At 63.8% G+C, this 21,098-nt stretch carries 19 protein-coding genes and 1 tRNA gene; 10 read left to right on the top strand and 10 right to left on the bottom strand.

The annotated features are described in order from the left end of the window. Window positions 1-15: 15 nt before the first annotated feature. On the top strand, window positions 16-837 hold the full coding sequence (locus C1717_RS02100) for a ZIP family metal transporter (RefSeq protein ID WP_102371592.1): 822 nt from the start codon (window positions 16-18) through the stop codon (window positions 835-837). Window positions 838-933: 96 nt separating this feature from the next. Here C1717_RS02100 and C1717_RS02095 read toward each other — a convergent pair whose 3' ends face one another. The 3 genes from C1717_RS02095 to C1717_RS02085 all read right to left on the bottom strand — a co-directional run bounded on the left by C1717_RS02095 (window position 934) and on the right by C1717_RS02085 (window position 3,443). Beyond that, window positions 934-1,932: a VanZ family protein gene (locus C1717_RS02095; RefSeq protein WP_102371591.1), complete on the bottom strand. Its 999-nt coding sequence runs from the start codon at window positions 1,930-1,932 to the stop codon at window positions 934-936. Window positions 1,933-1,936: 4 nt separating this feature from the next. Beyond that, the gene (locus C1717_RS02090) at window positions 1,937-2,161 is read right to left on the bottom strand and encodes a hypothetical protein (RefSeq protein WP_102371590.1); all 225 of its coding nucleotides are present in this window, start codon (window positions 2,159-2,161) and stop codon (window positions 1,937-1,939) included. A 121-nt stretch (window positions 2,162-2,282) separates the two neighbouring features. Next, window positions 2,283-3,443 carry a hypothetical protein gene (locus C1717_RS02085; RefSeq protein WP_102371589.1) on the bottom strand — a complete coding sequence of 387 codons (1,161 nt, stop codon included), beginning with the start codon at window positions 3,441-3,443 and terminating at the stop codon, window positions 2,283-2,285. Between the two features lie 354 nt (window positions 3,444-3,797). Between C1717_RS02085 and C1717_RS02080 the strand changes: the two genes are divergently transcribed. The 6 genes from C1717_RS02080 to C1717_RS02055 all read left to right on the top strand — a co-directional run bounded on the left by C1717_RS02080 (window position 3,798) and on the right by C1717_RS02055 (window position 8,956). Continuing rightward, complete coding sequence (locus tag C1717_RS02080; protein ID WP_102371588.1) at window positions 3,798-4,754, top strand: phosphate ABC transporter substrate-binding protein; 957 nt, start codon at window positions 3,798-3,800, stop codon at window positions 4,752-4,754. 91 nt (window positions 4,755-4,845) lie between these two features. Further along, entirely contained in the window at window positions 4,846-5,745 is a 900-nt protein-coding gene (pstC, locus tag C1717_RS02075) for a phosphate ABC transporter permease subunit PstC (protein WP_102371587.1), read from the top strand. After that, complete coding sequence (pstA, locus tag C1717_RS02070; protein ID WP_102371586.1) at window positions 5,738-6,673, top strand: phosphate ABC transporter permease PstA; 936 nt, start codon at window positions 5,738-5,740, stop codon at window positions 6,671-6,673. Before pstC ends, pstA begins: the two co-directional genes overlap by 8 nt. Beyond that, a complete protein-coding gene (gene pstB / locus C1717_RS02065) occupies window positions 6,670-7,479 on the top strand; it encodes a phosphate ABC transporter ATP-binding protein PstB (RefSeq protein ID WP_102371585.1) in 810 nt (269 codons plus the stop codon). Before pstA ends, pstB (C1717_RS02065) begins: the two co-directional genes overlap by 4 nt. A gap of 11 nt (window positions 7,480-7,490) precedes the next feature. Beyond that, window positions 7,491-8,285, top strand: a complete 795-nt coding sequence (gene pstB, locus C1717_RS02060) for a phosphate ABC transporter ATP-binding protein PstB (protein ID WP_102371584.1) — start codon at window positions 7,491-7,493, stop codon at window positions 8,283-8,285. After that, window positions 8,285-8,956 (top strand): phosphate signaling complex PhoU family protein, encoded by a 672-nt coding sequence (locus tag C1717_RS02055; RefSeq protein WP_102371583.1) that lies wholly within the window; start codon window positions 8,285-8,287, stop codon window positions 8,954-8,956. Before pstB (C1717_RS02060) ends, C1717_RS02055 begins: the two co-directional genes overlap by 1 nt. A 22-nt stretch (window positions 8,957-8,978) precedes the next feature. Here the strand turns inward: C1717_RS02055 and C1717_RS02050 are convergent, their stop codons facing one another. Together C1717_RS02050 and C1717_RS02045 are read right to left on the bottom strand one after the other, a co-directional pair. Continuing rightward, window positions 8,979-10,460 (bottom strand): ATP-binding cassette domain-containing protein, encoded by a 1,482-nt coding sequence (locus tag C1717_RS02050; protein ID WP_102371582.1) that lies wholly within the window; start codon window positions 10,458-10,460, stop codon window positions 8,979-8,981. 316 nt (window positions 10,461-10,776) lie between these two features. Beyond that, window positions 10,777-11,406 carry a helix-turn-helix transcriptional regulator gene (locus tag C1717_RS02045; protein WP_102371581.1) on the bottom strand — a complete coding sequence of 210 codons (630 nt, stop codon included), beginning with the start codon at window positions 11,404-11,406 and terminating at the stop codon, window positions 10,777-10,779. Window positions 11,407-11,671: 265 nt separating this feature from the next. Between C1717_RS02045 and C1717_RS02040 the strand changes: the two genes are divergently transcribed. Then, the gene (locus C1717_RS02040) at window positions 11,672-13,075 is read left to right on the top strand and encodes a hypothetical protein (protein WP_102371580.1); all 1,404 of its coding nucleotides are present in this window, start codon (window positions 11,672-11,674) and stop codon (window positions 13,073-13,075) included. 140 nt (window positions 13,076-13,215) lie between these two features. On the opposite strand, the gene C1717_RS02035 is transcribed toward C1717_RS02040, so the two are convergent. From C1717_RS02035 to C1717_RS02015, 5 genes are all read right to left on the bottom strand, one after another. Continuing rightward, window positions 13,216-13,461, bottom strand: a complete 246-nt coding sequence (locus tag C1717_RS02035; protein ID WP_102371579.1) for a type II toxin-antitoxin system RelB/DinJ family antitoxin — start codon at window positions 13,459-13,461, stop codon at window positions 13,216-13,218. A gap of 553 nt (window positions 13,462-14,014) precedes the next feature. Then, window positions 14,015-14,090 (bottom strand) — tRNA-Thr (locus C1717_RS02030). A 160-nt stretch (window positions 14,091-14,250) separates the two neighbouring features. Further along, complete coding sequence (locus C1717_RS02025) at window positions 14,251-15,909, bottom strand: UDP-glucose--hexose-1-phosphate uridylyltransferase (protein WP_102371578.1); 1,659 nt, start codon at window positions 15,907-15,909, stop codon at window positions 14,251-14,253. Beyond that, entirely contained in the window at window positions 15,900-17,087 is a 1,188-nt protein-coding gene (locus C1717_RS02020) for a galactokinase (protein WP_102371577.1), read from the bottom strand. Before C1717_RS02020 ends, C1717_RS02025 begins: the two co-directional genes overlap by 10 nt. Window positions 17,088-17,130: 43 nt before the next feature. Continuing rightward, on the bottom strand, window positions 17,131-18,279 hold the full coding sequence (locus C1717_RS02015) for an aldose epimerase family protein (RefSeq protein ID WP_102371576.1): 1,149 nt from the start codon (window positions 18,277-18,279) through the stop codon (window positions 17,131-17,133). Window positions 18,280-18,820: 541 nt separating this feature from the next. Here C1717_RS02015 and C1717_RS02010 point away from each other — a divergent pair. Both C1717_RS02010 and C1717_RS02005 read left to right on the top strand, forming a co-directional pair. Further along, a complete protein-coding gene (locus C1717_RS02010; RefSeq protein ID WP_102371575.1) occupies window positions 18,821-20,623 on the top strand; it encodes a glycoside hydrolase family 35 protein in 1,803 nt (600 codons plus the stop codon). A gap of 1 nt (window position 20,624) precedes the next feature. Next, window positions 20,625-21,089 carry a PTS sugar transporter subunit IIB gene (locus C1717_RS02005; protein ID WP_102371574.1) on the top strand — a complete coding sequence of 155 codons (465 nt, stop codon included), beginning with the start codon at window positions 20,625-20,627 and terminating at the stop codon, window positions 21,087-21,089. The last annotated feature ends 9 nt before the right edge of the window (window positions 21,090-21,098 follow it).

The following is a 21,098-nucleotide window of genomic DNA, read 5'->3' as shown; positions in this document are numbered from 1 at the left end:
ATGATAGGAGTTGGCATGTTCGAATCAACCATCGTCCGCGGCCTTATCTGGGCTGCGGCGGGCTGCGGCTTCACGTGGCTCATGACCACGGCGGGCTCTGCGGTGGTGCTCTTCACGGGCAAGGACCCCGAGCGCGGCAAGCTCACGCACCATATCTTCTTGGGGTTCGCGGCGGGGGTGATGATCGCGGCAAGCGTATGGTCGCTTTTGAACCCCGCCATCGAGCAGGCGGAGGAGCTCGGGCAGGTCGGCTGGATACCTGCTGCGGGCGGCTTTTTGCTCGGTGTCGCCTTTCTCATCGTGCTCGACACGCTGCTGCCCCACCTTCATGCCGGCAGCGCAGAGCCGGAGGGCCTTGAATGCGATTGGAAGCGCACGACGCTTCTGGTTTCTGCTGTGACGCTCCACAACATCCCCGAGGGCATGAGCGTGGGGCTTCTCTTTGCGATGGCATCGCAAACAGCGGGCGCTGCCGGTGATGCCTATCTGGGTATGGCGGTGGCGCTTGCCACAGGTATCGGCCTGCAGAACTTCCCCGAGGGCGCGGCGGTCTCCCTTCCGCTCAGGCGCGAGGGCGCAAGCCGGCTCAAGGCCTTCGCGATGGGAAGCCTCTCGGGTATCGTCGAGCCGATCTTCGGCATCCTCGTGGTGCTTGCGAGCGGTTGGATCGCGCCGTTCATGCCGTGGCTCTTGGCCTTTGCCGCGGGCGCCATGATCTACGTAGTGGTCGAGGAGCTCATCCCCGAGGCGCATTTGGGCGAGCATTCCAATGTGGGTACGCTCGGCGTCATCGCGGGATTCGTGATCATGATGGTGCTCGACGTGGCGCTGGGCTGAGGCAGCCGCTTCCGCTGCCGGCGACATCCGCGCCGGCGCATCCCGCCCTTCGGTACCGACGCCCTGGCCGCGCCGGCGCATCAGGTGCCGAGCATCTCAGATGAGGTCGTAGGGCATCTGCCGCCAGATCAGATAGAAGAGCGCGAGCAGCGGCCACGCTATGGGAAAGAACAGGTACGACGCGCCAAGAACCGCAGCGCGCACGGCGATGAACGCCGCGCGATGCGCGCCCGTGCGCTCGCGGGTCTCGCAGCTCATGCGCACGAAGCGCCCTCCCGGCGTGGACCCTTGCTCGCGCCACGGAATGACGGCCTCGATCCAGAGGAACACCGCCGCGCAGATCGCGAGCTGCCAGGATCCCCCGGCATCCGCGAGGAGGTCGACGGTCATCGGCGCGAGCACCGCGAACGCTCCGATGGCGAGCATCGAGATGATTCCCACGATCAGGGTGTCCAGCCAGAATGCCACGCTGCGGCGGACAAAGCCGGGCTCATGGGTCACCTCCCCTTCCTCGGCGAGGGCTCCGGGCGGGAGTATGCGAGCGAGTGCCTGCGCCGACCACCAGCCCAAAGCCGCGCCTGCGGTGTTGTAGATGAGGTCGTCGACATCGGCGGTGCGGAAGGCGTAAGGGTAGATGCCGAAGAGCCCGGTGCCCTGGGCGGCCTCGATCGCGAACGAGACGGCCAAGCCCGCGATGACCGAACGCGCCGCTCCCCAGCGCAGCAGGCGCCCCGCGATGAAGCCCAAGGGTATGAAGAGCACGATGTTGAAGACGATCTGCGGCAAGATGGAGACGCCTTCGCGCATGAAATCGCCGATGGGCGCGAACGGGTTCAACTGCCAGGGAATGCCGTAGCTGATGCCCGGGCCCGAGGTGCCGGTTGGCAGAGGGTAGAGCGTGAAGCAGCCGAGGCCCATGAGGTAGAGAACTGCCAGGTACGTGGACACCACCGAAGCGAAGCGCAGGCGCCCATCGCGGTGATAGAGGTAGGCGAGGATGGGCAGCGTGAGCGCGGCCGAGGCGAGCGGCCACAGCATGACGGCGGCAAGGAAGTTGCGCGAGTAGCTCGCAAGAAACTTGCTGATGAACCCCATGGCGCTACCGTCCCGATACCTTCCAGAGCATCCAGAGCATGCCGATGGTGAGCGCCGCCATGGCGACGATGTAGGCGATGAGGCTCGCGCATGAGCGCATGGCGCTCCCTACGCCGGCGGGTTTGTGGTCATCGGTCGCGGTGGCGTTATACGGGCTGTCGATTCGATGGTTGTCTTCACGGTTGCTGTTGCGCCATCCCATGGTTGCTACCGCCTTTCGGGTCTGCATCCTCACAGCTTCATTCTGCGGAGACGAGCCAAGCGGTGCCATCGATTTGCCTTACACCTGGGTGACACTTTTGTAATCGAGATTCCCGGATGGGGCTTTTGTCGGTTTTCCTGCGAATCCGTTATGCGCTGAGGAGCTGTTCGAGCTCGGTTACGAAACGGTCCTCGTTGGCGAAGGTGCGCGGGGCGAAGATGGTGCGCGTCTTGCCGTCGTCGCAGGTGCAGCGCACGGTGATGCAGCGCGGACCCACCTTATACGAGTGCACGCGCGTCAGCAACAGCGAGCGATTGCTGCGCTCGCTACCGCTGCCTGCGGTGAGCGTGTATGCGAGGCTGCGCGTCTCGGGGTCGATCTCGATGGTTTGGGTGAGGCTTCTGCCCGAGCAGTCCATCCACCACATCAGAAGGGGCAAGAGCAGGAACAACGAAGCGGCGGTAACCGCGATCAAGGGATACCGCAGCGCCGGGGCGGACTCGAGGAAGGGCCTTATCCGGTCTGCCGCGATGGCGGAGATGGCGACCATGATGACGAGGAAGGCGATATCGACCAAGGCAGCGGTGCGGGGGAGTGCAAGGTAGCGACGGCGCTTCTCGTCATCGCGGGCGAAGAGGCCCTCCGTCCCCGGGGCTACGGGTCTCTCGCCGGCAGACCATGCCGTGCGCGACTTGAATCGCGCTCGCTCGCGCATGAGACCGCTGATGATGACGGCGCCGGGGAGAATCGCGCATATGAGCAGTGCGACGAAGGCAGTACCTGCGGTGAATGAAAGCATGGCATCAAAGAGGGCATGGTCTCCGACCACGCTGAAGGTCACGCTCATGCCGATAAGGATAAGAAGCACGAGGATGTTAAGGACCATGCGCGCCTGAAACGCCTGGCGCGAGGTTGCCGAACTATGCTGCGAAAGCCTGTGGCCGCGGGCCGCCGCGCTGCTGCGCATGGCCGAATCGGCAAGGCCGTCTGCTGCTGCGATGGAGAGCAGGCTGAGCGCGAGCGCGATGAGCTTGGCTGCAAGGGGTATCTCGACCGTCTGCCCTGATCGGTATGCCCGGATCGTATCGACGATAGCGGAGACGGAACAGAAGATCGGATAGGCGGTGAGCCCCAGCGCGAACAGGACCGATGAGAGGCGAAACGCCGCGTCCGGGTTGGTGGGGATGAGCACAGGGGGTAGGAAGCTGCCCGCGAGCACGAACGCTGCGGCGCAACAGGTATATAGAAGAGCATGGCGCATGATCCTAGCGGCGAGGGTCTTGTTGCTGGGCGTGCTGTTAGCTGCCATGGTGCGCCTTTCACGAACATATCGGTGGCTCAACTCTACCCTCGCGCGCTCAGGTCATGGCACGGCGCGCATCATGGTTTTGTAAAGACGGATCTGAAAGCGCCGGCCCATATGCCGCTTGGCACGACAGACCCCGTAAGGGCCTTGGGTCAAGCTCCCGCATAGAGCGCGAAACGAATGTAAACAGAATGTAAACTCGTCGTTCACACCGGGTAATGGTTGATAAGACCCCTGTAATAACCTCCCTCCGAACCCCTGTCTCGCGCTTGCGGCGCGGTACATTCCTCAACGACAAGCGCGGGAGCCATACTGCCGCGCCTGCAATGTAGAGGATTTCCGGAAGGAGAATCATCCATGTTCGATCAGTCCTGCTCTCGTCGTTCGTTCCTCGGCCTCGCCGGTGGCGTGGCTGCTTTTGCCGGCCTCGGCCTCGCTGGTTGCGGTTCCGCTCCTGCTTCGGGTTCCGCTGCCGGTGGCGCCGACGCTGCTCTCTCCGGCACCATCAACTGCGGTGGCGCCACGTCGTTCCAGCCGCTCATCGAGGCTGTTGCCGATGAGTTCATGACCGAGAACCCCGACGTCGTCATCGCCATCTCCGGTGGCGGCTCCGGCGACGGCATCTCCGGTATCGTCGACGGCTCCCTCCAGATCGGCCGTTCCGACGTCTTCGCCGAGGAGAAGGTCGACGACGAGTCCCAGCTCGAGGGCCTCGTTGACAACCAGGTCTGCATCGTGGGCATGGGCCCGATCGTGAACGCCAACGTCGACATCGACGACATCACCACCGAGCAGCTCGCTGGCATCTTCACCGGCCAGATCACCGACTGGTCCGAGGTGGGCGGCACCGCCGGCACCATCAACGTCATCAACCGCGAGGCCGGCTCCGGCACCCGCGCCACCTTCGAGGCCGCCGTGCTCCAGGGCGCCGAGGTCCCCGCTGACTTCACCCCGGTTGCCGAGGTCGATTCCTCGGGCACCGTCGTCGAGCAGGTTGCTGCTACCGAGGGCTCCATCTCCTACGTCGCCTTCAACTACTACGAGACCAACGAGGGCATCAAGGCGCTCAACGTCGACGGCGTCGAGCCCACTCAGGAGAACGTCGAGACCGGCGATTTCAACATCTGGGCTTACGAGCACATGTACACCCGTTCCGATGAGGACGAGGCCACCGCTGCCATCACCCAGGCCTTCATCGAGTACATCATGTCCGAGGATGTCCAGTCCACGACCGTCATCGAGCAGGGCTTCATCCCCGTCAGCAACATGCAGGTCCAGAAGGACGTCGACGGCAACGTCACGCCTGTCGAGTAGCATGTTCGCTGCTTAGCTAGCAATAGTTGGTACGAAGGGGCGCCCCCGTTCGCGCGGGGGTCCCCTTTCCATGTTTCGAGAAAGGCGTCACATGGCGAACATCATGCCAAAGCGCCGGCTGGAGAACATAGGTCTGGGGATCACCGGCGCATGCGTGCTGCTCGTGGCCGTCGTGGTCGTTACCTTGATCTTCATGGTCGCCGAACAAGGTCTGACCACGTTCTTCGTCGACGGCTTCGACCCCATCGCGTTTCTAACCGGGCAGCACTGGATTCCCGAGCAGGACATGTACGGCGCGTTGCCCATGATCGTGGGCTCGTTCTCCGTCACCCTGCTCTCCACGATCTTCGCCCTTCCCATCGCCCTCGGCTCCGCGATGTTCGTCGTCGAGGTCGCCCCGGGCTTCGGCACCCGCGTGTTCCAGCCGCTCGTCGAGCTGCTCGTGGGTATTCCGTCGGTCGTCTACGGCGTGCTCGGCTTGTACGTGGTGAACTCCTTCATGCGTATGGTTTTCGGCGCGAGCGCTGGCACCGGTGCGGGCATCCTGTCCGGCTCCATCGTGCTCGCCGTCATGATCCTACCCACGGTGACGACCCTTTCCATCGACGCCCTGCGCGCCGTGCCCAATGAGTACCGCGAGGGGTCTTACGCGCTGGGCTGCACCCGCTGGCAGACCGTGTGGCACGTCGTTCTCAAGAGCGCTACGCCCTCCATCATGACCGCTGTCATCTTGGGTATGACCCGCGCCTTCGGCGAGACCCTTGCCGTCCAGATGGTCATCGGCGGCGTCGAGCGCAACATGCCCACGGGCTTGCTCTCGCCGGCATCGACCCTCACCGCTACGCTGACCTCCGGTCTCAACAATGCGGTCGCGGGCACCGAGTTCTACCATGCTCTGTGGACGCTCGGCCTGATCCTGCTCGTGATGTCGCTCATCTTCATCCTCATCATCCACCTCATCGGACATAAGGGGGCGAAGCAGAATGGCTAACCAGACCACCGCGGCTCCTGAAGCTCGCGACCTTTCCGCGCACGTAAAGCGCATCGGGACGCAGGATAAGATTGCCACCGGCGTCCTGACCGCCATCGTCGGCCTCGTCTTGGCGCTGCTTGCGGCCATCATCATCTACATCTTGGTGCGCGGCGGCGGCATCGCGCTCACGCCCGGGTTCCTTACCAACCCGTCCAGCGCAGAGGTGTCGGGCATTCTCTACCAGCTGTTCGATTCCTTCTACATGCTGCTCATCACCCTGCTCATCTCGGTGCCCATCTCGCTGGGCGGCGCGATCTTCCTCGTGGAATACGCGCCCGATAACTGGGTGACCTCCGCTGCGAAGACCGCTATCGAGACGCTGTCCTCGCTGCCTTCGATCGTAGTCGGCATGTTCGGCTCGCTGTTCTTCGTCGTCGTGCTCGGCTGGGGCATCTCGATCATCTCCGGTGCGGTAGCGCTCACGATGTTCAACATCCCCATCTTGGTCCGCACGATTCAGCAGGCCCTCGAGGACGTGCCGCGCAGCCAGCGCGACGCCGCGCTGGCCATGGGCCTCACCCGCTGGGAGACCACGGTCAACGTGCTGCTTCCTGCCGCCATGCCCGCCATCGTCACCGGTATCGTGATCTCCGCTGGCCGCGTGTTCGGCGAGGCCGCCGCTCTGATCTTCACCTCGGGTTCCGCGCCGAGCCGCCTGAACTTCGGCAACGTGCTGAACTTCAGCTCGCCCACGAACCCCTTCAACATCTTCCGCCCCGCCTGCACGCTTGCCGTCTACATCTGGCGCCTCACCTCCGAGCCCACCCCCGGCTCGACCGAGATCGTGTGGGGTACCGCCACGGTGCTGCTTGTGTGCGTGCTCCTCTTCAACGTGCTCGCCCGCGTGCTGGGCAAGTTCCTCGCTAGGAGGTTGACCGCCGAATGACCGAGATGACGCAAGACCAGGCGACCGGGCAGGCCGCCGTGCAAGAAGCGCTCCTCTATACCAAGGACGTCACCGTTACCTACGATCTCACGCATGAGGCGCTTCACAAGACGAGCCTCGAGTTCCATGCCGGCGAGGTCACCGCGCTCATCGGCCCTTCCGGCTGCGGAAAGTCGACCTTCCTGCGCTGCCTGAACCTCATGAACCGCGAGATCCCGCGCTGCAAGATCGGCGGCGAGATCTTCTACCACGGGCACAACATCAATACGCCCAAAGAGAACCTCTTCGAGCTCCGCAAGTCCATCGGCATGGTGTTCCAGCAGCCCACGCCCTTCCGCAAGTCCATTCGCGAGAACATCCTGTTCGCGCCTAAGAAGCATGGTCGCCTGCACGGCAAGGACGAGGAGGACGAGCTCGTCGAGACCTCGCTTCGCCAGGCTGCGCTCTGGGATGAGGTCAAGGATAAGCTCAAGCAGAGCGCCCATGCCCTTTCCGGCGGCCAGCAGCAGCGTTTGTGCATCGCGCGTACGCTTGCCATGAAGCCGGATGTCGTGCTGTACGACGAGCCGTGCTCGGCGCTCGACCCGATCTCGACGTACACGATCGAGGAGACCATCCGCTCCCTTTCCGAGACGGGTCTCTGCCAGATCATCGTGACCCACAACATGCAGCAGGCCGGGCGCGTGTCCGACCGCACCGCCTTCTTCTACGTAGGCGATATGGTGGAAACCGGGACTACGCAGCAGATCTTCTCGGCACCCAAGGACAAGCGTCTCTCCGACTATCTGACGGGTAGGTTCGGCTGATGGAGAATCATATGGATACTACGATCAACGAGGACGTCCACCGCAGCATCGAGGGCGTGGAGAGCATGATCTCCATCCGCGATTTCAACCTGTGGTATGGCGATTTCCAGGCGCTCAAGCACATCTCGCTCGAGATTCCCAAAAACCGGGCAACGGCCTTCATCGGTCCCTCCGGTTGCGGTAAGTCCACGCTGCTGCGTACGTTCAACCGCATGTGCGACTTCGTCGAGACGGTAAAGGTCGACGGTACGATCGAGTTCGGTGGCGAGGATATCTTCAAGATGGACGCCAACGCCTTGCGCGTATACGTGGGCATGGTGTTCCAGCACCCGAACCCGTTCCCGATGAGCATCCGCGAGAACATCCTCTACGGCCCCAAGCGCATGAAGCGCCTGTCCAAGGCCGAGGGCGACGAGATCTGCGAGCGCTGCCTTACCCGTGCCGCCCTGTGGGACGAGGTTAAAGACGACCTCAACAAGAGCGGCCTCGGCCTTTCCGGTGGCCAGCAGCAGCGCCTGTGCATCGCGCGCGCTCTCGCGACCGACCCTGCGGTCCTGCTCATGGATGAGCCGACCTCCGCTCTCGACCCCATTTCCACGAGCATGGTCGAGGAGCTCATGATGCAGCTCTCTGAGGATCACACGGTCGTCGTCGTGACCCACAACATGGAGCAGGCTGCGCGCGTCGCTGACAAGACGTGCTTCTTCTATTTGGGCGAGCTCATTGAGGCGGGTCCCACCAGGGAACTCTTCTCCAACCCCAAGGAGCAGCTCACCAATGACTATCTGACGGGAAGGTTCAGCTAATGAGCAGCACTCGTACCAAGTATTTCAACCAGCTCGACGAGATCGACAGCAACCTCGGCCGCTTCGCGGCCCAGACGGCGGAGGATGTCCGCTCGCTCGCGCAGGCGCTCGCCGGCGACGCCAGCGTTGCGCAGGACGTGCTCGACAACGGCACGACCGGGCGCCGTCTGCGCGGCTCCATCGAGGATGCCTGCCTCGACGCCATGCTTCTCCAGCAGCCGGTCGCTGGCGATCTGCGCTTCCTCACCGGTACGTTCCGCATGGTCTCCGACCTCGCGCATATCGATGCGAAGGCTAGCGACGTTGCCGAACTCGCGCAGAGCTTGCCTACCGAGGTCGTTGCGAATCTCGGTGACCATCTGAAGTTCGCCTCCGAGCGCGTTGCCACCATGGTGGAAGACGCTGTCGAGGCCTTCCGTACCAGCGATGTCGACAAGGCCCATGGCGTCTTCACCATGGATGACGACATCGATGACGTGTACCTTGCTGCCGAGGGCGTGGTGATCGACCTCATCAAGGCGAGCGAGACGCGCGCCAAGTACCTGCCCGAGCTGCTCATGGTTGCCAAGTACTTCGAGCGCATGGGCGACGACGCCGTCCGCATCGCCGACTGGGCGATCTTCCGCGCCACCGGTACGCGCGAGCGCGCCGTGGAGACCGAGGCGGAATAGCTCACACAAGCGGGCGGTGTGCCTACGCGTGCAGCCTGCCGTTGCGGACCGTCCAGGTCGCCGTGGTGCATGCCGCCAGAAACGCCCGGTCGTGGCTCACAAGCAGGAGCGCACCGGGATAGGCGGCGAGCGCTCGTTCGAGCGCCTGCGTGGAGTGCAGGTCGAGGTGGTTCGTCGGCTCGTCCATGATGATGAGGACGGGCTCATCGAGGATACCCGTGGCGAGCATGAGCTTGCGTGCCTCGCCGGGGCTCGTGCGGCCGCCCTCGAGGATGCGGTCAGGGTCGGAGTTGAGCTGCGCTACCGTGGAGAGCACGCGCCCGCGCTCGGCGCTCGAGAGCCCCTTGATGCGCGCGAAGAGCTGTTCAGTGTCGGCAGGGCTGAGTTCCTGTGGGATGTCGAGGACGCTGAGGTCCGCGGCATGCTCGGCCAGGATGCCGCGCACATGTGCGAGGAAGGTCGACTTGCCGGCGCCGTTGGGCCCCACGATGCCGATATGGTCGGTGTTGCCCACGTAGAGCTCGGGCAGCTCGAGCGTGCCGGGGCCGCAGGGCATGGTTGCCTCGGGGATGCGCAGGAGCGTCTTGCGGGGGCTCGGGTTCGTCTCGATCCAGAGGTCGCCGTCGTAGCGCTTGTGCACGAAGGCGGCGTTCAGGCGCTCTTGAGCAGCCGCGAGCTGCGAATCCATCTGCGCTGCGAGCCGGCCGCGCGCACCGTCTTGACCTGAGTAGACGGCGAGGTCGATTTTCGCCTTCGCCGACTTGTCCTTGGGATCGATATGCCGCTTGCTGCGGCGGGCGTCTGCGCGCGCCGCCTCGTGGGCGCGCCGGTCCCTCTCAACCGAAAGCCGTGCGAGCTCGTCCTTCGCTGCGGCGCGCTCCCGCATGACGGTCGCGCGCTCATGCTCCGCCTGCGCGTGCGCCGCCGTGTAGCCGCCGCGCCGCACCACGAGACCGCCCGCCTCGAACGATACGCAGCGCTCGACCAGCTCGTCGATGAGCTCGCGATCGTGGCTCACGAGGATGCCGATGCTGCGGAAGCGCTTGAGGGCGCGTGCTAGCTGGATGCGGGCGTCGTGGTCGATGTGGTTGGTGGGCTCATCGAGCACGAGCACGTCCGGCCGCTGCCAGAGCGCAGTCGCGACCTGCAGTTTCTTCTGCTCTCCGCAGGAGAGCTCTCCGTAGCGCCAGGGCATGTCGTCCTCAAGGGAAAAGATCTCGCGCAGCTCGCGGGCCTCGCGGTCGTAGCTCGTGGCGAAGTCGTAGAGCGCTTCGGGCGGGATCGCGGTCTCCTGCGTGCAGAGGACGCTGAATAGGCCGCCGGTGATGGAGCCGGAGTCGGGTACGAGCTCGCCGCAGGCGATGCGGGCGAGCGTGGTCTTGCCGCAGCCGTTGTCGCCCAGAAGCGCGGTCCAGCCTTGCGGGAAGGTAACGGATAGCGAGGTGAAGAGGGGCTCGACGGCAGAGGGATAGGTATACGTGATCTGGGAAAGCGCGAGCTGCATGCTGGACTCCTTGAATGCGGGGCGACTGCCTGCCCGCTTCGTGGGTGCCGAAAGCGATGACAGATGCCGTCACGGCACGGGCGAGAGCCCGCTTGTCGCCTGGTTGATGCTACCGAGGATGTCTAGCGAATGCGCACGTTCACGTTCCTTTCCGTCGATCCGATGGCGCCGCCACACGCGCTGCAGGGCGTGTGCCCTACTCGGTCGACGCAGCCAGTATAGGCGCGTGCCGGCAGCTTGTCGAGCCGTGGCATGTAAAACGCCGCTGCGACGTGCTGCCTCGCAGCGGCGTGTGGTCGGGTCGCCAGGGCGTTCTCTATCCTAGGAGCAGATCCATGAGGGCGGCGCCGTTGTAGCCAACGAATGCGCCGATAGCGGCTGCGATAAGCATGGTGCCGACGGCGCGGATGACCTTCATCCACGTGGGGATCAGGCGCTCGCGGCGGCCCTTCTCGGTGGCACGGTCCACGTCCTTGCCGGTCATGAAGGACAGGACCTCCTGGTAGGTCACGAGGTCGTGCTCCTTCTTGAGCCGCTCTGACCACACGGCGGCGAACATGGCGACGCCCCACAGCACAAGGGCGAGCACGATGGTGGGCACGGTCTGCTCGGTGGGCCAGTCCCACACGATGAGCTGCACGCTTACCCACACAAGCGCCAAGATCATGAGCAGCAAAAACGCGAGCATCACGAAGCCCAGACGGAGCATGGTCTTGGCATCGGTATCGAGGGTCTTGGTCATGGCCTCCACATCTCCTTTGACGAGGTCGTCGATGGTCGCCCCAAAGACCTCGGAAAGGATGAGCAGGCTCTGGACGTCCGGGTACGTCTTGTCGTTTTCCCACGAGCTGATGGTCTGGCGGCTCACGTACACGCGCTCGGCCAGTGCGTCCTGCGACATGCCAAGCTGCGTGCGGTAGCTCTTGATACGGTGCCCGATCTCCATGGCGCCCCTCCTTTCAGGTCTTCGGCGCGACCCTGTCAGGAAGGAGCGTGCCACGACGCATGCAAGCCTACCATCAAAAGGGGCGGACATGGCGCACGGCGAGGCCATATCACGCCGTCAAATGTTCTTGACGTGCTCACTACCTGCGGAAATGACAAGCTGTTTGAAGCGCAGCGCGCAAGCGGGGCGGCAGGGCTTCCGTTTGGGACATGCCCTTGACAGGGATGCAACAATTAAAGAGCGGGCATGGGAGAGAGGAAGCAGCATGGGCATTCGGACATCAATCGGCCTTACATCATACCGCTTGGAAGATTTCGGGCCGGACGAGCGTGATTCCCTTGAGTCGTGGAGGGGGAGCCGCTGCGAACGCCCCCACTTCATCGATCCGGACATGATCAACGGGTTCACATGCTATCTGCTTGGCCGAGCAGAGCAGGCTGCGCCCACCGACCAGCGATTCTTTCCGCTTCGTGAGCAGATCGCCGCTTCGGCGTGCGTCTTTCGCGCCTCGGACGGGAAGGAGCTCATGGTGCTCGATGGGGACGTTGAATCGATCGTTTTCAAGCGACTGGCGGAGTTCGACGAGGAAGACCATGGGGACTTGCGTCTGCTCGGCCTCCCGTTCTCACAGGCCGTAGCGAGCGTTGGCGAGGATGGTCAGTTGGCAGAAGACGTGTTTGCCTCTCTTTCTGCATGGGGGAAAACGGCTGACGCCTTTGACGAGTTCCTTGCTAAACCTAGGCGTTCCACGCGCTTCGGCTTGGATGACATGCTCCGGAGCATCGATGGTCTACACGCCCTCGTAGATATGCTCGAGCTCTTCCGGCGCCTGCTCCTCGCTGCCGGACGAGCCATCGACGAGCTCGGCGCCGCAACCATCGACCACTACGATCTCCCCGGTCTGGTGTCCTCCGTGGGAATCTGGCGGGTTGCACAAGGGGGTTCTGCGCGCCGCATCGGCTCGGCGCTCTCCAAGCTCGCCCTCCGCACCGAGGGGATCGACGTCGCGGAGCAACTCCCAGAGCGCGCCTCGGCAGACGGCTCGTGGATCCTCCCGTACTCTCGGTTCGGCCAATACGTGACGAAATGGGCGATGGAGCACAGCGAATCCGAGCTAAACTTTGCAGCGCTCGGCGCCGCCTGGCCAGGCCCGGCGGTTTACGGTTACGATGACGGGGAGGAGGAACCGGGGCCGGCCTGCGAACTTCTCGCAGAACTCTCTCGCAGAGGAAAGGGTCCCAGAGACATTCCCTTTGGGACCGACGAGGTAATCGTGGCGGAGGACCTTACGGTCGCCGTGCCGCCGCGCTTTCTTGGAAACGACCGGGCGGTGTACGTCGCCAGGCAGTTCGACGAGCACGGGGGCTGCCTCCGCTGCGTCGGCGAGTCCCGCCGCATGAACCTGCTCGCCAAGCTCATCGACGACGAGCAGAAGCTCGAGGGCTATGCGTGGGGCTATATCGGTGAAGGTGCGCCCGGAGACGTCCCCGATGGCTTCTCGGCCGGCTTCGACGAGGAGTTCGCCCTCCTCTCGATCGAGGGGGACCTTGTCGAACTCGATGGGAGGGGCCGCCTGCCCCTCACGGGAACGGGTCTTGACGGGCTGATGCCGGGTGCGAGCCTCGTTATCGAAGGGAACGGAGACACGTTCTTCATCACTGCGAGCTGAATTTGAACCTGCTCCACTTCTCATGGAGTGCCTTCGTGACTCCGGGATGTGAGAGCAGGCTGGCGTCTAAGCATGAGATGTTCAAGACGATGCTTCTTCTGTGCTTTGCGGCAACGAGTTATAAGAGTCCTAAAGTGATCTCACCGCGCATCATTCATCATCCTTAACGCAAGGCGATCGGAGAACTCTGCTGCCTCCCGCTCGGAAGCGAAAGCCTCGATCTTAGGCTCAGGAAGTCGCACCTCAAACGGAAAACCTCGATGGGCGTTAAACGCAGATATGAAGATACGCATAGCATCGGCAGGCGTCGTGCCCAACAAGCGAGTCGTCTCGCGAAAGCGCGCAGCCTCGTCGTCTTCAATGCGCGTGGCAAGTTGTATGCTCATAACAGCCTCCAACAATATGTTGAATTATGTTATCAATTGTTTCCAAACTGGTGAATTCATATACAACTGAAGGATGAAAAAAAGACGGCAACCAACCTTGCAGGGACGTAGGGACGGCCGTGTTCGGCACGAGCCTCCTGAAGACGGTTTCTCAGATGTGGTTGCTAACGTCCAGCTTGTGGCTTTGAGAATGCGGAACCTGCGGAAATGAGCACGAAAACGTTTGCGTTGGTACATGCGCGCACCAACCATCTCCTGCTCTGTCCTTCAATCGGTGCAAGCGCGTACGGCTTTCTAGTGGCAACTACACGCGACGACTCCGCTAGACGATGCGACGCTCCAGCTTCGCGCGGTGGCAAGGCTCGTATTCGATGGGATCAATCGGTTTGCGCAACGGTTGTGGATTCAAGGTCGCTGACCCTGCTCCACCTGATGCCGTGGCGCATCCTCGTCTTTACTCTTCTAAAGAGGCCCTTGCAGGCGGAGTCGCCGCCCGCAGGCGTTCGGTAGCAAAAAGCCCGACTCCAAACGGAACCGGGCTTTGGCGAACAACTGGAGCCAGCAATCGGACTCGAACCGATGACCCCCGCTTTACGAGAGCGGTGCTCTACCAACTGAGCTATGCTGGCGTTCCACGGGCAGACATAATCGCCTGCGACCGATAATATTACGTGGAAACGGCCCCGCGCGCAAGGGCGGTAGCAAAGAAATACAAAGAACCGCGTGCAGATTCGACTAGGGAAGCTGCACGCGGTAAGGGCAGCTGGGCGTTAGCGTTTCATCGCGAGCTCAGAGCGCGTCGATGAAGCGCTTGAGGCCGGCGCGGCCCGCGGCATCCCACTTGTACACGCCGGCGTCCTCGAGCACGTGGCCGAACACGTCGCTCACGCCCCCGCGCACGATCTCCTCGACGTTCTCCGCGGAGACCTCGGGGTGCGTCGCGGCGAGCCTGCGCGCCCATGCGGCATGCGAGGCGGTCAGCGGGTCGGCATCGAGCGCGGCGGCAAGCGCCTCCGGCTCGCCGGCATGCTCGACGAGCATGCGCTCCACGGCGCCGAGCTCCTCCACCAGGCGCGGCGGGAGGATGGCCAGGCCCATGACCTCGATGAGGCCGATGTTTTCCTTCTTGATGTGGTGCCATTCCGCATGCGGGTGGAACACGCCGAGCGGATGCTCCTCGGTGGCGATGTTGCAGCGCAGCGCAAGGTAGAGCACGTAGCCGTCGCCCTCGCGGCACGCGACGGGCGTGATGGTGTTGTGCGCCTCGCCGTCGCTCTCGGCGATGACGCCCACGGCCTCGTCGGTCCAGCCGCGCCATACGTCGAGCACGTGCGCGGCGGCGTCGAGCAGCTGCTCGCGACCGGTGCCCGTGAGCTTGAGCACGCTCAGCGGCCAGCGCAGCACCCCGCAGCTCACCCCGGGGTACCCGGCAAGCTCGAACGCATCCTCGACCGGCGCCTTCATCATGGGGAAGACGTGGCGCCCGCCCTGGAAGTGATCGTGCGAGAGGATCGAGCCGCCCACGATGGGCAGGTCGGCGTTGGAGCCCACGAAGTAGTGCGGGAACAGGTCGACGAAGTCCAGCAGGCGCCCCATGTTCTCGCGGTCGACGTGCATCAGGCGATGCTCGGCGCTCATGGCGATGCAGTGCTCGTTGAAGTACGCGTACGGGCTGTACTGCAGGCCCCAGTGCTCATCGCCGAGCGTGACGGGCACGATGCGCAGGTTCTGGCGAGCCGGATGGCTCCCATGCGCTTCGCCCGCCCCGCGGCCGCGGTAGCCCTCGTTTTCCATGCAGAGCTGGCAGGCGGGGTAGACGTCGCCCGTAGCGGGGGCGGCACCGGCCGCCGCGATGGCCTTGGGGTCCTTCTCCGGCTTGGAGAGGTTGATGGTGATCTCCAGATCGCCCCAGGAGGTGGGGGAGGTCCAGGCGATGTTCTTGGCGATGGCGGCGGTGCGCACGTAGCGCGCGTCGCAGCACAGGCGGTAGAACCAGTCGGTCGCGGCCTCAGGGCCTTCCTCGTCGTAGAGTTCGGCGAACATGTTGCTCACCTCGGACGGGCGCGGCATGAGGATGTCCATCACGCGTGTGGCGATGCGGTCGCGGCCCGACGGGGTGTCCTCGTCGCGGCCAGCGGCCACGCCGGCGGCGGCTACGCGCTCGATCGTGGCCTCGAGGTCGAAGCCCTCGCAATCGGGCAGCTCGAACATGGTCACGCTCTCGTCCACGCCCAGGTCGCGCGTGGGGGCGATGGCATACTGGTCGGCGAGCAGTTCGGCGGCATGCGGCGCACCGGGGCCGGTGGTGCCCACGCATTCCAGAACGGCGTTATACGCCCAGGTTTCGTCCTCGGGGGCGAGCATGCCGCTCGCCACGGCATAGCGCACGAGCGCCTCGACGTCCTCCACGAGGGCGGGCGCGGTGCGGGTATCGGTCTCTACAGCCATTGGTATCCAGCTCCCTCACTCACGATGCGGTAATGACGGGACGCGCCCTTGCCGAGCCAGCCGTCCATGCCGGCAATGAAGCGCTCGACGCGCTCTACGGGCACGAAGGCCTGGATGCTGCCGCCGAAGCCGCCTCCGTGGATGCGGCAGGCGCCGGTTCCCTCGAGCAGGCGCTGGGCAAGGCCGAGCGCCACCATGGCGGGCTGCTCGGGCGCACCGCCCACGGAGACGTTCTGCAGGTACATGGCCGAGCTCGCGCCGCTCGCGCGGGTGAGCGCGAGGAAGGCGTCGATGTCGCCGCCCTTGAGCGCCTCCCAGCGCTGGGCAACGAGGTCGTTCTCATACCAATAGTGCAGGGCGCGGAGCATCGGGCGGTCGCCGAGGTCGCGACGCAGCTCGTTTACGCGCTCGTCGAAGGCGGCAGGATCGACTTCGCACAGGCGCTCTTTGCCAAAGGCGGCGGCAACCTGCTTCATCTCGTTCGGTACGGCAGCGTACTCGTTGGTGAGCGCGCTGTGGTCGCTGCCTACGTTTACGAGTACGAGGGCGTAGCCGTAATCCTCGAAGTCGAGGGCGAGCTTCTCGGTGGCGGGAGTCTCCGGGTTGGTAAAGCTCATGTGGGCGAGGCCGCCGAGCGCCTCGGCGAGCTGGTCGAGCAGGCCGCAGGGCTTGCCGAAGAAGTTGTTCTCCGTGCGCTGCGCCATCTTGGCGAGCGTCACGGCGTCGAGGGGCTCACCCTCCCAGAGCCCCTCCATCGCGCGGCCGAAAGCGAGCTCGACGGCTGCTGACGAGGAAAGCCCGCTGCCGCTGGGAATGGAGCTCTCCATCAGGAGGTCGAATCCAAGCGGTTCGCGGCCGGTCGCCACGAGCTCGCTCGCCATGCCGCGGGCGAGCGAAGCGGTCGATTCGCGCTCGCTCTCTTGCGGGGCGAGTTTGCCGAGGTCAATCTTGAAGGGCTGGTAGCCTAGGCTCTCGATGCGCACCGTGTTGGTGCCGTTGAGCGCGCAGACGGCATGCACCTGGACATCGAGCGCCCCGCCGATCACGTCTCCGCCCTCGTGGTCGGTGTGATTGCCGGCGATCTCGGAACGGGCGGGGACGGTTGCCTCAAGCAGGTCGCGACCGCCGCCGAACCGGTCTCTAAACAGATCTTCCAGGGTTTTTTCCGATGCGGGCATGTTCTCATCCTTTCCTCGATGCGCCGTTTGGGGCGCATGCGGTTCATACCGTGAAGAAGCGATACTCGCTCACCGCCCGGTACGGGTGCTCGGGCTTGAAGATGGCGCTGGGGAACCCGGGATGGGAGGGTGTGTCGGGGTAGTACTCCGGTTCCAAGGCGAACCCGCTGCGTGCACCGTACGCGTGGCCGGCTTTGCCTTGCGGCGCATCCACGCCGTCGCAGGCGGGGAGGAAGTTGCCGGTGTAGAGCTGCACGCCGGGAAGCGTCGTCCAAAGCTCCATGCCGCGTCCGCTTGCCGGGTCGACCGCCCTCACGGCGCGCCGTGGCGCACCGAGACCCGCCTCGTCGTAGCCGTCGATGCAGAAGCAGTGGTCATAGCCGCCGCCATGCGCGATCTGGTCGTCGTCGCATGCGATGTCGCGGCCGATGGGCTTCATAGAGCGGAAGTCGAAGGGCGTGCCCGCTACCGGGCGGAGCTCCCCGTCGGGAAGCGAGGCGTCGTCGATCGCGACGAATCGCTCGGCGAAGATCTGGATCTCCTGGTCGAGCACCGTGCCCGAGCCCTCGCCCGCGAGGTTGAAGTAGCTATGGTTCGTGAGGTTGATGAACGTCGGCGCATCGGTGTCGGCGCTCATGCTCACGCGCAGGCACGCGCCCTCGAGCTCATAGCGCACGCGAAAGACGCGGTTGCCGGGAAGGCCGCCCCGCCTTAGCTTGCCGTCCGCATCGTGCCAGCAGAACTCTCCGAGGTCCTCGTCCCGGGCGATTGCGAACGTGATGGCATCGGCATGAGGATCGACCTCTGCGTCCCATCGGCGCGCGTGGAGACCAAGAAGCGGGTCGGTATGGAGGTTGTTCGGCCCCTCGTTGGGCGGGAGCCAAAAGACGGTATCGCCGATGGGCACGCGGCCGCCTGCGACGCGATTTGCGCTCGGCCCTATGGTCATGCCGAAGTAGGCGCCCTGAGCGGTTGGGAAATAGGATGACGCGCTGTCGAAACCGAGGAGCACGTCTGTTGGGTTGCCATCTCGATCGGGTGCCTCGATACCCACGATGGTTGCTCCGAGGTCCATGATGCGCACCACGAGGCTATCGTTGCGCATCGTGTAGAGGATCGCTTCGCTGCCGTCCTCATCGGTGGGGGAGGTATCTGGCCGGAAGTAGCGTCCAAACGGCTGCGATTCGACCATGGTATGCGCCTCCCACCCCGAGGCGGCGCGATCCGCCCCGATCTTCTCCCGACAGTTATTGGAGTAGGATAACGCACTTCATAGCGAGGATGAGCGCGGTAGCGCCGAGACGGCGGGGGGAGAAGGGCGCGCGGCAGGCGTAGGGGGATGAGCGGCGCGGGATTCTCTCCTCTTGGGATTCCGAGGCACGCGGGCGCCTCGCGACCGCCGACAACGAGCAACCGCGCACGTCCGCTGGGGTAATGCGCCGCGTGTACTTACAGCTTTGTGACGATCGCAGGACGTGAGTGGTTGAGTGGTTACTACCAGTTAGACATCTCTAAATGACTCACTCTTGTCTTATGATGTCTTAATACCTAACGTTTAACTGCGGAAACGTAAACTACCGTTCGCATCGCAAAACAGACCGTTCACAGGTTTCTTCACAATCTATCAATATTTATGACGAGAACGTGTATACTGGCTCATCGTGAGATATCTAGCTCTCTCCGATGCCCGGTCGCATACCGGGCGAGGGGCGGGGAGCGTCGTCAGGAGGACCATGCATACGTTCGAGGTACGTGATACGTTCTTGCTCGATGGTGAGCCGTTCACGATTCTCTCGGGTGCCATCCATCCGTCTCGCGTGCACCCCTCGGATTGGCATCATTCCCTCTACAATCTCAAGGCCATGGGCTTCAACACGGTTGAGGCGTATTTCACGTGGAATACCATCGAGCCCGAACCTGGCGCGTTCGATTTCACGGGATTCAACGACATCGCCGCCTTCATCGACGAAGCGGCCTCGCTCGGCCTTTGGTTCATCGCTCGCCCCTCGCCCTATATCTGCGGCGAGTGGGAGTGGGGTGGCCTGCCGGCGTGGCTCATGCGCGACCACACCATGCGCCCGCGCTCGCGCGATCCCAAGTTCCTCGAGCGCGTGGCAAACTACTACGACCATCTCATGCCCATCTTGGTGGAGCGCCAGATCACGCACGGCGGCAACATCATCATGATGCAGATCGAGAACGAGTACGGCTCGTACTGCGAGGATAAGGACTACCTGCGCGCCATCCGCGACCTCATGGTCGAGCGCGGCGTGGACGTGCCGCTCTGCACCTCCGACGGCCCGTGGCGCGGGTGCCTGCGCGCCGGCACGCTCGTCGAGGACGACGTGCTCGCCACCGGGAACTTCGGCTCGCGTTCCGCCGAGAACCTCGCCGCCCTCAAGGCCTTCCACGAGGAGCATGGCAAGAACTGGCCCCTCATGTGCATGGAGTTCTGGGATGGCTGGTTCAACCGCTGGGGCGAGAACGTGATTCGCCGCGACGCCCAGGACCTCGTCGACTGCGTGCGCGAGTGCCTGGAGATCGGTGACGGCGTGAACCTCTACATGTTCCACGGCGGCACGAACTTCGGGTTCATGAACGCCTGCTCCGCACGCCATACGCACGACATCCACCAGGTCACTTCATACGACTACGATGCGCCGCTCAACGAGGAGGGCAACCCCACCGACAAGTGGTACGGCCTTAAGCGCATGGTCCACGAGCTGTATCCGGACGCGTGGCAGGCCGAACCGCTCATCAAGAAGGCCGTTGCCATCGAGGACATCGCGTGCAAGGAGCGCGTGGGCCTCTTCAACGTGCTCGATGCGCTGTCCGAGCCCGTTTGCTCGCAGCATCCGCAGCCCATGGAGGACCTGGGTCAGAGCTATGGCTACACCCTCTACACCACCACGATCGAGCGCGACACCGCGCCGGACGCCGAGGAGCGCATCCGCGTGATCGACGGCCGCGACCGCGCCAAGGTCTACGTGGAGGGTACCTGCGTTGCCACCCAGTACCAGGAGCATATCGGCGAGGACATCAAGTGCGTTCTTCCCGCCGAGCAGAACCGCCTGGACATTCTCATGGAGAACATGGGCCGCGTGGGCTATGGCCACAAGCTTTTGGCCGACACGCAGCACAAGGGCATCCGCACGGGCGTTTGCGTCGATCTGCACTTCATCACCGGATGGGAGCAGCGCTGCCTGCCGCTCACCGATATTTCCGGCATCGACTACTCCGCCGGGTTCGTGGAGGGCCAGCCCGCCTTCCATCGCTTCGAGTTCAACCTCGATGAGCCCGCAGACACCTTTATCGACACCACGGGCTTCGGCAAGGGCTGCGCGTTCGTGAACGGGGTGAACGTCGGGCGCTTCTGGGAAGTTGGTCCCATCATGACGCTCTACGTTCCCCACGGGTTCACCCACGCCGGCACGAACGAGCTCGTTCTGTTCGAAACCGAGGGCGTGTACGAGGGCACGATCTCCCTGCGCTCCGAGCCCCTCATTCGTCATCTAGATCAAGAAGGAGTTGAGTGACATGATCGTAGGTGCACGTATTGACTTCCGTCTCATCCACGGCCAGGTCGGCAACCTCTGGGCCAACGCTCGCCAGGTGAGCCGCTTCATGGTGGTGGACGACCAGATCTCCGAGGACGCCACCCAGAAGCAGGTCCTCCGCATGGCCACGCCCGCTTCCTGCAAGCTTTCGGTGCTTCCCGTTGCCAAGGCCGCCGAGAACATCCTCGCCGGCAAGTACGACGCCCAGCGTCTGTTCATCGTGGTGAAGAAGCCCGAGACCTATCTGAAGCTCGCCCAGGCTGGCGTCAAGTTCGACCAGATCATCCTCGGCAACATCACCAGCATGGACATCGTCAAGAGCTACAACCGCAACATCAACTGCGGGCAGGACGACGTAGACGCCCTGGCCGAGCTCGCGAACATGGGGATCCCCATGGTCATCCAGCTCACCCCGCAGGACAACCCGGTCGAGTTCAAGCTCTAACCATCTTTT

The organism is Enorma phocaeensis, assembly GCF_900186505.1.
GTDB classification, from domain to species: Bacteria; Actinomycetota; Coriobacteriia; order Coriobacteriales; family Coriobacteriaceae; genus Enorma; species Enorma phocaeensis.
This window is presented reverse-complemented; position numbering and strand designations above follow the sequence as displayed.